General features: G+C 46.7%; 10 protein-coding genes, 1 tRNA gene and 1 pseudogene. 5 read left to right on the plus strand and 7 right to left on the minus strand.

Annotation, left to right across the window (positions count from 1 at the left end):
• From PLA23_RS05630 to PLA23_RS05640, 3 genes and pseudogenes are all read left to right on the plus strand, one after another.
• Positions 1–282, plus strand: a pseudogene (locus tag PLA23_RS05630) (DEAD/DEAH box helicase); the annotation flags it as partial.
• A gap of 265 nt (positions 283–547) precedes the next feature.
• Positions 548–1,741 (plus strand): ammonium transporter, encoded by a 1,194-nt coding sequence (locus PLA23_RS05635; protein ID WP_324329962.1) that lies wholly within the window; start codon positions 548–550, stop codon positions 1,739–1,741.
• An 11-nt stretch (positions 1,742–1,752) separates the two neighbouring features.
• Positions 1,753–2,085 carry a P-II family nitrogen regulator gene (locus PLA23_RS05640; protein ID WP_324329960.1) on the plus strand — a complete coding sequence of 111 codons (333 nt, stop codon included), beginning with the start codon at positions 1,753–1,755 and terminating at the stop codon, positions 2,083–2,085.
• Positions 2,086–2,163: 78 nt separating this feature from the next.
• Here the strand turns inward: PLA23_RS05640 and PLA23_RS05645 are convergent, their stop codons facing one another.
• The 7 genes from PLA23_RS05645 to mmp10 form a co-directional block, all read right to left on the minus strand.
• On the minus strand, positions 2,164–3,000 hold the full coding sequence (locus PLA23_RS05645) for a hypothetical protein (protein WP_324474350.1): 837 nt from the start codon (positions 2,998–3,000) through the stop codon (positions 2,164–2,166).
• A gap of 102 nt (positions 3,001–3,102) precedes the next feature.
• Positions 3,103–4,380: a serine--tRNA ligase gene (serS, locus tag PLA23_RS05650; protein ID WP_324474352.1), complete on the minus strand. Its 1,278-nt coding sequence runs from the start codon at positions 4,378–4,380 to the stop codon at positions 3,103–3,105.
• Positions 4,381–4,531: 151 nt separating this feature from the next.
• Positions 4,532–5,128: a 30S ribosomal protein S3ae gene (locus PLA23_RS05655; RefSeq protein ID WP_324474353.1), complete on the minus strand. Its 597-nt coding sequence runs from the start codon at positions 5,126–5,128 to the stop codon at positions 4,532–4,534.
• An 85-nt stretch (positions 5,129–5,213) separates the two neighbouring features.
• Positions 5,214–5,459 carry a KEOPS complex subunit Pcc1 gene (locus tag PLA23_RS05660; protein ID WP_324474356.1) on the minus strand — a complete coding sequence of 82 codons (246 nt, stop codon included), beginning with the start codon at positions 5,457–5,459 and terminating at the stop codon, positions 5,214–5,216.
• A complete protein-coding gene (locus tag PLA23_RS05665; RefSeq protein WP_324329951.1) occupies positions 5,456–6,682 on the minus strand; it encodes a DHHA1 domain-containing protein in 1,227 nt (408 codons plus the stop codon). Before PLA23_RS05665 ends, PLA23_RS05660 begins: the two co-directional genes overlap by 4 nt.
• A 13-nt stretch (positions 6,683–6,695) precedes the next feature.
• Complete coding sequence (locus PLA23_RS05670) at positions 6,696–7,154, minus strand: 30S ribosomal protein S15 (RefSeq protein ID WP_324329949.1); 459 nt, start codon at positions 7,152–7,154, stop codon at positions 6,696–6,698.
• A 189-nt stretch (positions 7,155–7,343) separates the two neighbouring features.
• The gene (gene mmp10, locus PLA23_RS05675) at positions 7,344–8,570 is read right to left on the minus strand and encodes a methyl coenzyme M reductase-arginine methyltransferase Mmp10 (protein WP_324474358.1); all 1,227 of its coding nucleotides are present in this window, start codon (positions 8,568–8,570) and stop codon (positions 7,344–7,346) included.
• An 83-nt stretch (positions 8,571–8,653) separates the two neighbouring features.
• On the opposite strand from mmp10, the gene PLA23_RS05680 reads away from it, so the two are divergent.
• Positions 8,654–8,726, plus strand: a tRNA-Thr gene (locus tag PLA23_RS05680).
• Positions 8,727–10,217: 1,491 nt separating this feature from the next.
• Positions 10,218–11,185: DUF3821 domain-containing protein (locus PLA23_RS05685; protein ID WP_324474360.1), on the plus strand; the 968-nt coding region annotated here is incomplete at its 3' end.

The raw sequence follows: 11,185 nt of genomic DNA on the forward strand, positions 1-11,185 counted from the left end.
GTTGAAGAGCTGCTCCTTTCCAGAAATCTCATCTCAAAGGAGAACGGTACTATCAGGTTAACTCCTCTGGCACGGGTGATGGCTGAGCACTTTATTGGCGTTGAGCGGTTATCCCGTATTATCCGTCTTGTAAATGAGATGAAGGATCCGCTTGATATTCTTGCGGACCTGGAATGCGCATCTGACGAAGAGGCAGCACGGGAGAAGATGCGAAATGAACATGAAACGGATGATAAAAAAAGGAAAAAGAAAAAGCACCGTGGTAGAAGACTAAAAAAATAATCTCTTCAATTTAACTCCATTAGTATTTTTAAACATATTTATGCTTTTATTTTTTTGAAATCTCTTGCAATGGGATAGTTTATGTAATTGTCCAGTAATAATAATATTTATATATGGTGGAAGATAACTTCTTACTACCCACGTGGATCAGACCCACTGGGGATGGCTGACATATTCAGTTCTGGAATTCCTCTCCTGAAACAATAGGATGATTACAGGCTGAAATGAGATCAGCTATACTGGTGATCAATCAGGTGATTAGATAATGACGCTGGATAGTGGTGCAACTGCGTGGATACTTGCCTCTACCTGCCTGGTCATGCTCATGACTCCAGGGGTCGGGTTGTTCTACGGAGGATTGGTACGGAGGAAAAATGTCATCTCAATGGTGGCACTGGCATTCCTCAGCTATGCTCTCGTAAGTGTACAGTGGGTCTTTTGCGGATATTCATTCGCATTTGGATCAGATGTTGGAGGTTTTATCGGTGCTCTGGATTTTATCGGCCTCTCAGGAGTTGGGATGGAAGCGACAAATCTTCCTATACCAGACATCCTGTTTGCAGCATTCCAACTGGTCTTTGCTGCACTCACACTGGCAATCCTGACATCGGGGGTTGCTGAACGAATCCGCCTCTCAGCATTTGTGGTCTTCGGACTGCTCTGGACAACCCTTGTCTACGATCCACTCGCACACTGGGCATGGGGTGGCGGCTGGGCTGCCTCGCTTGGAGCGCTGGACTTTGCAGGAGGGACCGTTGTTCACATCAGTTCAGGATTTGGTGCCCTGGCAATTGCCCTTGTCATCGGAAAACGGATGGGTTTTGGTGAGAACTCCATAGAACCTCATAACATCCCGATGACTCTGCTTGGTGCAGCACTGCTCTGGTTCGGATGGTTTGGATTTAACGCGGGGAGTGCAATTGCGGCAGATGGACTTGCGTCAAATGCCTTTATGGTGACGAATACCGCAGCGGCTGCAGGAGCGCTGACCTGGCTGCTTGCAAGCAGTATCCGTGGAAAGCCGAGTTCGGTCGGGATGGTGTCAGGAGCAATCGCAGGTCTGGTTGGTATCACCCCGGCAGCCGGATTTGTTGATGTCCCGTCATCACTTGTCATTGGTGGTGTTGCAGGCCTAATATGTTATGGAGCACTCCTCTGGCGGCTGAAGAAAGGGTTTGACGAGAGTCTTGATGCATGGGCCATACATGGTGTTGGTGGTCTGTGGGGTGCAATCGCAACAGGTATATTTGCAAGCGTTGGAAAGACTGGTCTTCTTGCCGGTAATCCATATCAGTTTGGAATAAATACCGTTGATGCACTGATCGCCGTCGGGTATGCCTTTGTGGTGACCTACATCCTGGCGATGATCATTCACAAGACAATCGGACTTCGGGTATCGGATGATGAAGAATATGTCGGACTTGACATCTCCCAGCATGGAGAGCGGGCCAGATCATAAAAAGGTGAATCATGAGACTTGTAAAAGCCATTATAAAACCAGAGCGACTTGATGCCGTGAAAGCAGCCCTTGAAGAGGCTGGTTTTTTTGGCATGACCATTACCGAGGTTCAGGGTCGTGGAGAACAGAAAGGTATCAGCCTTCAGTATCGCGGTGGAACGATAGAAGTCGATCTTATCCCCAAGATTGAGATGGAAGTTCTCGTTCCCGCTGACAAGGTCAATGAGGTTATAGAAGCAGTAAAGAAAGGAGCCTACACCGGAAAGATTGGAGATGGCAGGATCTTTATCATACCCGTAGAAGAATCCATCAAGATCAGAACCGGAGAAGTGATCAGAGATTAACGAGTTGAGACAAATCAAGCCAGAAAATTGATATCTCCTCGTTTCCATGGGTGGAATGAGGAGGACCTGTACCGTTCCCTACTCTGAATAGCAGACCCACCGATCATATATGGGATCTGCATCTGATTCGAATATTTCACCTTTTTTTCCTGTATCCCTCATCCATTCCTCGATCTGACGGATCTCCGGTTCAGTACCCGCAGTAAAAAGGGCGTTTTCCGACACCCTGCATGCAGCAGTAATTATCTCCTGCCATATGTGTGCATTAAATGGGTGAATCTCACCAATCATGAATCCACAGACAAGAGAGGCTTTCTCTTTCATAAACCGGTGAATCATCCTCCCATCGATCCACATCGTCCGTTCAGGTATGAGCCTTTTTTCGATGATGCCCCGCACGAGGAGTGATTCGTCATTATCGTATGCAAGGGGGTGCATCCCCTGTTTTTTCAGTACCAAAGAGCCCACACCCGTACCACAGCAACAGTCAATACAGATTTCATCTGATTGTGAGCCAACCGTCCTCTTCAGGAGTGCTTCTATGCTTTTGGCCCGCGTAGGATTCAGATCATCCGGTCCGGGTATGACCGTATTACATAACCTGACACTGTAATACTCCCTGATCGCATCACAGATAGTCTCCCGATCTTCCTGGTACATGTCCCATTCAAACTGTTCGAAGAGGTTTATGAGCTCCAGCGAAGGCTCACGAAACATGGTTATACAGCCGGTCCAAAATCCGTTCTCATCACTTTTAGCAAAAAGAACCGGACTTTCCTCTTCATCCACCAGAATCTTTCCGCTCTTTCCCGAAGTTTCGGTCATGAGATCATCCATCTCCTGGTAGATAAGATCAGAAAACAGTGGTTCAACAAGCGTGATCGTTTCAAGTTCGAGTGTTTCTGCAATGTTCATGTATCAGTTCAGAACAGTTTGGGGTCTGTAAAAAAAGAGCTATCGATTGTATCTGGACCAGAGATATTTGAAAAACCTGGACTTCTCTGTCATCCCAGTGTTTCAGAGATATTCGCGGCCATTCATATATGGACGTAATACTTTGGGAATCTCAACAGATCCGTCTTCCTGCTGATAATTCTCAAGAATTGCCCGCATGGCCCGTGATGTTGCTATTGCGGTGGAATTAAGGGTGTGCACATACTGTTTTGACTCAAAGTCTTCTTTGTCCCTGACCCTGATATTTAACCGGACTGCCTGATATGTCGTGCAGTTCGAGCATGAAACAACTTCACGGTACTCGTTTTCACGGGGCATCCACGCCTCGATATCATACTTCTTTGCAGCAACCGTTCCGATATCCCCGGTGCAGATATTCACCACCCGGTATGGGATTTCAAGTTTCTGAAAAATTTCTTCGGCATTTTCCCGAAGTTCTTCATGGATCGTCCATGAATCATCCGGATGACAATACACAAACTGCTCAACCTTGTGGAACTGGTGAACACGAAACAGACCTTTGGTATCAAGCCCGTGGGAACCAATCTCACGCCGAAAACAGGGGGATAAGCCGGCAAGTCTGAGAGGCAGATCCTTCTCTTCAAATATTTCATCCTGATACATGGCCGCCATGGGGTGTTCACTCGTTGCGATCAGGTATGCATCATCGCCCTCAATTTTGTACATTACCTTCTCAAAATCATCAAGATCCGTTACTTCCTCGTATGACTTGCGATTGATCATATAGGGAGGAATGATGGGTGTATAACCTTTTTCGATTAAGATATCAAGGGAGAATCGTTGAAGCGCCAGATCAAGGAGTACAAGGTTACCCTTCAGGAAATAAAATCCTGCACCGGAAGTTTTCGTTGCCCGTTCAAAATCGGCCCAGTTATTATCTGCGGCAAGTTGTCCATGATTTTTCAGTTCAAAGGAGAAGGTTCTTGGTGTTCCGTATCGTTTCAGTTCGACGTTTCCCGTATCGTCAGCTCCGATTGGAACACTGTCGTGGAGGATATTGGGCAGACGCATGAGATAATACCGAATCTTCTGCGATATCTCCTCCATCTCGGCTTCATTCTCCTTTATCCGACCGGGGAGACCTGCCGCCTCTGCAATGAGTGCAGATGCATCCTCACCTGCCTTTTTTGCACGGTTGATATCGTATGAGATTGAGTTTCTTCGTCGGCGCAATTCGTTTGTCTGGCCGATAAGTTCACGGTGGCGGATATCCTGGATGAGCAGATCATCTATCCATGCCAGCTTTTCCAGATCATTTCTTTTCCTGAGATCTTCCCTGATGACATCCGGATTTGTACGGACGAATCGTATGTCCAACATTACGTAACACCTGGATTATAGATAATGAGCCCTCTATAGTAGGATGAGCAGTACCATTGGTCTTTCACCTACATCACCTTGATCACCGGATTCTCATGATGATGATATGCCGGTGATATGGTTCGTGAAAACCAACGGACAAAAAAAAAGATCAGGCTGAACTCTTGGGAAGTTCAACTTTTGTTTTGATAACTTCAACACGGCGGACAGGGTGGAGTTCTTTTACTTTCTTAAAGAGTTCCTTTGCAAGTTCGCCATTGATGATATTGTTTACAAATACTCCGAGTTCGTTCTCTTTGCCAAAGGCCAGCACGTCATTGGTAAGAATTCTTCTGATCTCATGCTGCTGACTCTGGTCTGCACGGGTAAGTGTGAAACAGGTGACCGTTGCACGGACCTTGCAGCCATCCTTGCTGACAAAGTTTACCACACTGTCAATCCGTGAGGTCCGGCGTTTTACCAGTGATCTGATAAAATCACGTGCTAGTTCATGACCGATGAATGATGTGTATGCTGAATCACCTGCAACATTGGTGATTGCGAATTTCATCTTCACGTTCTGCTTTGTATAATCGTTCACAAGTTCTGAGAGCGGTGCCTGCATGACCCGTCCGATAAGTTTTCCCGGATCATCTGCGATGGTGTCGCCAAGGTATACCTTCCCGACATTGTCCGGACTGTAGACCTTATACCAGGATTTTGCTTTCCATCCGTCGACTCTTCTTCCTGTTGGTTTCTTCGCTGCCATTATTCACACCTTTTTTCATTATGATGCATTTGTTCTGACTTCCTGTATTGATACCACAATTCAAACGGGTGGTTTAACCCCGCATTCATCTCATTACTCCTGATGAATCCGTTTGTATTGATTTTTCACAAACATCTTCAGCTACGGTGAGATTCATGAGATAATCGTCCATTGATGCGATAACTGACCTCACTTTGGAACTTGCGATCCTGGTGATGACAGAATTGCCCTCTGCCCAGGTTCTCATCTCTGACAGGTTATCTGTGGATACCGCATCTGCAATGCATTGCGCACGGTGATGCGTTGTCCTGATGATCCCCGAAATATTCATGAACTAAAAGCCTCCACGATCCCTTGAGAAAACTTATTCAGATTTTCACAGGAGATGGTGGCTCCTGCCCGGTTCTGATGCCCTCCGCCGTATCCTCCATATTCACAGGCGAGCTGATGCACTATCTCTCCTGCAAAACGTCCGTTATTCCCGTCAGTCCTGACTGAACATGAACAGGTACCGTCATTTTTTTGAACTGCGACAATGACCGGTGAGCGGTAGGGAATATTTTTGAACACAATATCGGCAAGGTCACTGACAAGGTGCATATCACTGCACATGATCGGGCCCATATGTTTATCCGGTGGTTTGGTAAGAACCCGGTTCATCTCCTGTATGAGCGAAAGACGATGGGCGCGTGCTATTTCATATGCTTTTTCGATCAGTCCGGATGAACGAAGGCACAATGAAACTGCAATACTACCATGTCCGGCTTTCCCACATGAATCCACGACAAATGCCATATTGTGTGCGTTTTCTATCACTTCACGCTCCAGGACCCAGATATCTCCCCAGAGGGAATCCATTGCCTCAGGCCTGCATATCTCAGCGGCATGAAGAACGAGGAGTGAACAGAGGATATCGATTTGTAATGTATCACCGGTAGTTGATGCATGAATAATACGAAGAGATTCCTCTTGTGATCCTGATATTCCCTGAAGAAATGGTTCAGCGGCAAGCTCAATCTGCTCGGCCGGTGTTCTTCCCGGAAGAGTAATCCCTCTTTTTTTACTGATGATCCCATTTGCCAGGGCATCAAGATAGATCTCCTGATTCCTGCCAGTCAGGGTCTGCTCGTCACCAATGATCCCCAGGAGGGGAAGGCCAGCCAGATCCCGGTTGTCTCCCAGTTCATTTGCCACAAGATATGCCGTCCCGGCTGCACAGAGTTCTTTGTCCCCGTCAATTCCGTCAAGCCTCGGATTTACATGGTGGGAACCTTCAAAGAGGGGAAGATGATGATCAATTACCATCGTATCCTCTGGTAAACCGGCAATTCCTGCTCCAAGATCACAGAGAAGGAGCGGGCGGGTCTTGGGGAGGTTATCTTCAGATAGCCGGTGAGTAATCCTCAGTCTGAAGGGAATGCCTGCCCGGTACAGGGCCATCGCCATGATGGATCCTGCTGCTATGCCGTCTGCATCATGATGACAGAGGATGTCCACAGAGCTCTGTCTGGATAATTCATATGCAAGGTCCTTTGCAGCAGTTTCAATGGACATATCAACCGTAGGATTATCTGGACAGGAGAATTTCTGCGGTTTCCGGTTTGTAAATCCAGTCTTTTGGAAGTTTTTTGCTGTTTATGTAGTATTTGACCAGTCTGCGGACCTTGGATTCAGTCAGCATAAGCTGGCGCTTATTGTGGATATCACGCTTGTTTTCAGCAAGGTGCTTACGCATTCCAAGGGCTTTCTGAATGAGATTCCTGAGGTCCTCCGGGATCTCTGATGCGAGGTCATTTTCACGCAAAATCTGGGTTATCTTCTTTCCTGTTGCGAGCCTGACACTGGGAACACCATACTTGTCTCTCATCACCAGCCCTATCTCGGCGGTTGAACTCCCCTGTCTTCGCAGGTCTATTATTTGCTTGATAATGGCTTCCTTGTCCGTGTTGGACCACTCCGGAGCCTGGGTCCGGTATGGTCTGACTGAACGTGAAATACCTCTTCTACGGGCATGCATTCGTGCCATTTCTAAATCCTCCTGTAAACAGAGCAAAATCCTGAGAGAGAAAAGAGTCAGATACAACGAACCTGCCAACTCTCTGCAATCCCAAAGCCCGTTTCGGGCAGTGATTTATTGATCACGTCGGACTTGCGTCTGCCAGCACTATGAAAAGTGCGGTATATTGTAAACCGTGGGAGAAGATAAGGGTACCCGTTACCGGCCCCACTGGTTTATGAGGGTAATGAGGGTACGAAATCCTTCCAGTTCCAGAGCAAGCACTTCATCCCTGGTCATGCCCATTGACGTCTCTCCATCAGCGGTGAGCATATCCGGACCGCGAATAACCATCCGTTGTCTTCCGTCTGCTGATAATACCTGTTCAGCCTCAGACAGATGAATGAAGGATCTTCCAGGGATAATGATGGTCTCCGGCAGGGCGCTCAGGTCCAGATTTTTTATATCTTCGATGGTGATGAGATCCGCGATCTCTTTCTCCACCGTGATTACGAGATTTTCTCCACCGCGGGCTGAAAGAACTTTGTTCAGAAACGGACCCGCAATAGTCCCCGTGATGACCCCTGCATGTCCGGTTATCATTGGAAGGAGCCGGAGATGATCCGGTTCATGAGCAAGGATGAAGGGAGAGCCGAGATCAGGATCAAACAGGGGTGTGCCGGATATCCGCATGCGGGTTATCGATCTCATCTGCCGGACCAACTCAGAAAATTCATCAGTGGTATGGATTCTCTGACCCGGGATCACCGGCGCATTCTCTAAAATGAGGCCCTGTTCATAGGTGTTTGCAAAGCGCATAAGAATGGCACCCTTCACCCCGATGCTTTCAAGCCACCTGATGGTATCAACAAGAACCGGTCCGTCATTTACTCCTGGCAGGATTACCAGCGCGGCATATACCTCAATGTTCTGCGCCAGTCTTTTCAGAATCTCCAGTGATATTTCGGGGGTTGGATCCTTCATAAATAACCGGCGGAGCTCAGGGTCATGGGCAAATACAGTAAATGAGATCTCCTGAAGGCCGTTTTCAATTAAAAAGTCTGCAATATCCGGGTTATCAAACCCTTTCCCGCTGGTATACCCGATATGGAGCGGTGCTTCAAGGGATGATAACAGTTCAATCAGATCGGTAAAATCAGGATAACAACTCGGATCTCCGCCACCTGAAATGGTAATCCTGGTCAGGTCACCGGTGAGCATCTGAAGGTCCCCTAGTATTTTCTCTGCTACATCCCGTAATGGAATAAACCCTGAGTATTTCTCCTGCACACTACGCAGACAATAGTCACAGCCTTTCGTGAATGGAAGGCAATATTTGCATCCAAATGCAGGGAGATCCTGTGCGTGTTTAAAATAACAGTATGTACAGAACCCCCGGCAGTCAACCCCTGGTCTGCCTCCGATATCCACAGTCAGCTGTACCATTCCAGATTGTTCTGTACCGAAGCCGGAAAAAGAAACCGATCAAACATTATCTTTAAGTGTTGAGAAGTATAAGTTGTTCCCGCGCCTCAGTGGCTTAGCTGGCAGAGCGGCTGACTTGTAATCAGCAGGTCCCGAGTTCAAATCTCGGCTGAGGCTTCAGGCCGTGGTGGCCTAGAGTCTCAAGAAAAATTCTTAGGCAATGGTAGGATTTTTTTCATGAACCCCTTCATCTTTTTTGACTCTTTTCATTCATCAAATACACCAGCGGAGAAGAATCACTTCCTAAAGCCCTTTCATCCGGACAGATAACCCCGGATGCCTATCTCATCTGAATCAAATAAAAATTATTGTTGAACATCATCCTGATGGATATATCGCCTATCCGGTGGGAATGAATGGAGTTGTCATAGGAGAGGGAGACACCTACCAAGAAGCATGAGATGATGTCACTTCTGTAATACGGTTTCATCTTGAAACCTTCGGGAATAATGCATTCCAAGATTATGATCTCATCGGGGCCGATCTCGCTGAGGTTGTTATCTGAATGAAATTCCCTCACGATGCATCATTACTCAGAGTGATAAAATCCTTTGAATCAATGGGCTTCCATGTAATAAGGTCTTGAAATCACATTTCATGGGAGCGCCAGAATCCAGACGGTACAAAAATACCTCTCACCATGCCCTGCCACAATAAAATAAAAATATCAACTCTTCGGATGATTTGTACTCAGGCAGGGATAGCCCGTGAAGATTTTATTCAGGCAAATGAAAACTCCGGATAAAAAATAGTCTACCCTGATCGCAAGTCAAAGTGTTCCACGTGTTCCAGATGTTCCACTTACACTCCGTACACATCCTTCAGAAATTTTTTCTGTATTAAAACAGGCTATCACTTATTCAGAACCTCATCGCCGAATTCAGGTAGATATAGGGTAATTGGCTTATTAAACCACGATTTTCTTATTTTTTTGGAACACGATAGGATTTCAGGTTTTTATCGGAAGTTACAAAACAGTCCCATCTTAAATATTATGCAGATATGAGTAACCTTTTTTCCCTTCATGAGATCCTCAATGCCTGCACTCATATCAGGACTGCTTATTAGTCTCTGTCATTGAATGAGTATAATAACGATAAAAAGTCTATGAGTGCAATTCGGGATCAGATCATGATATTTGGTTAGGTAATAAGGGTTATTCGTAATGGGATGAATTAATTCCCCACTCAATCACCCTTATGCTTTGATAAAAGTATGACTATCTGTTTTCGATCCTATGCGGGCAGGGTTCTACATCATGAATCCTTATATCGATTGTTAATTTCTTTCCGGCGCTAAATGGGAAGAAAAGAATCAATTATAGGTTTAAGATATTTTAACAATATATTAAATACTTTCTCTGCCAACCTGAATCAGATTATTTCGTTCGTCATTTTAAAGAATATTCAATTATTTTTAGAGATTGGTTCTGAAGGTGGATCTCTCCTTTGTGAATCTTGGACAAAACGGATCACAAGAATATAAAATATACCGGACAACTAAGTAATGATACTTCGGAGTTACTCTCGGAGTATTCCATATCGTCATTCATCAGGATAGATAGCCTGGTGTGTGGGATATGGGTTGTATTCATTCGGAGGACATGTAATGAACGCACGATTTGCAGTTGTCATGATGGTGCTTGTTGCACTTGCAATCATGGCATTCCCCGCCACTGCAGCAATCAACAAGATCCCGGCCGGAGGAGAGATATTCCTTGGTGAGAAGGGACTTGATGTCTCTGCAGCTACCGGCGGTGCCAGCCAGATTGCATGGTGGCAGCCAGGTACCAACACTGAGACTGAGCAGCCTGCAGATATCCAGCAGGTTACCAACGCACAGTCATTCTATGTTTCTCCTGATATCTTCGTCGGAAAGACCGGCAACTGGTATCAGTGGAACGGCAGCGTAAAAGGCCCGCTCGCATTCAACATCAAGGAACCATCCCTCAATCTCAAGATCTGGGACGGATCCGTAAATGAAGATGTGACCGGCAAGGCAATTCCAGTAGGCAACTACGGTAACTTTGTCATTGAGACCAACATGCAGAGCATCATCACCCGTCCAGGGTACCAGCCTGCAGATGCACCTTTCAAGATCAAAGTAAAGAGTGCAGATGGTGGTGTCTACACCAACCTTGTTGGAAACAACGGCAAGGAAATCCCGCTGACCGCGCTTGCTGTCAACCAGCAGCTCTGGTACTGGGTATCCCCGGACAACAAGCACACTGAGCCGGCAACCAACGACGGATGGAACACTGCAGCCGAGGACAAGTATGGCAACCGCATGTACAAGGCAGGTACCTACACGGTCTGGGCAGAGTGTAACGCCAACAAGATGAAGGACCAGTACAAGGCCCCTGACGGTTCAGACTACACCGGAAAGACCATCTCTGCAGTAAAGAGTGTTCAGATCGCCACCGACCAGGTGAAGATCGAAGCCAACAAGGACACTGTAGTCCGTGGCAACCCGTTCTCCGTCACCATCACTGGTGTCCCGAATGCTGAGTACTATGTCTGGGCAAAGGGAACCGGCTCAATGACCGGCCAGCCTGATGACCAGCCACCGATGATCCT

The organism is Methanospirillum sp. (assembly GCF_035406105.1).
In the GTDB taxonomy this organism is placed as follows: Archaea; Halobacteriota; Methanomicrobia; order Methanomicrobiales; family Methanospirillaceae; genus Methanospirillum.

Excerpts from the sequence above, each read along its gene's own strand:
- PLA23_RS05635 (WP_324329962.1), top strand. The coding sequence starts at position 548 with ATGACGCTGGATAGTGGTGCAACTGCGTGGATACTTGCCTCTACCTGC.
- PLA23_RS05640 (WP_324329960.1), top strand. The coding sequence starts at position 1,753 with ATGAGACTTGTAAAAGCCATTATAAAACCAGAGCGACTTGATGCCGTG.
- PLA23_RS05645 (WP_324474350.1), bottom strand. The coding sequence starts at position 3,000 with ATGAACATTGCAGAAACACTCGAACTTGAAACGATCACGCTTGTTGAA.
- serS (WP_324474352.1), bottom strand. The coding sequence starts at position 4,380 with ATGTTGGACATACGATTCGTCCGTACAAATCCGGATGTCATCAGGGAA.
- PLA23_RS05655 (WP_324474353.1), bottom strand. The coding sequence starts at position 5,128 with ATGGCAGCGAAGAAACCAACAGGAAGAAGAGTCGACGGATGGAAAGCA.
- PLA23_RS05660 (WP_324474356.1), bottom strand. The coding sequence starts at position 5,459 with ATGAATATTTCGGGGATCATCAGGACAACGCATCACCGTGCGCAATGC.
- PLA23_RS05665 (WP_324329951.1), bottom strand. The coding sequence starts at position 6,682 with ATGTCCATTGAAACTGCTGCAAAGGACCTTGCATATGAATTATCCAGA.
- PLA23_RS05670 (WP_324329949.1), bottom strand. The coding sequence starts at position 7,154 with ATGGCACGAATGCATGCCCGTAGAAGAGGTATTTCACGTTCAGTCAGA.
- mmp10 (WP_324474358.1), bottom strand. The coding sequence starts at position 8,570 with ATGGTACAGCTGACTGTGGATATCGGAGGCAGACCAGGGGTTGACTGC.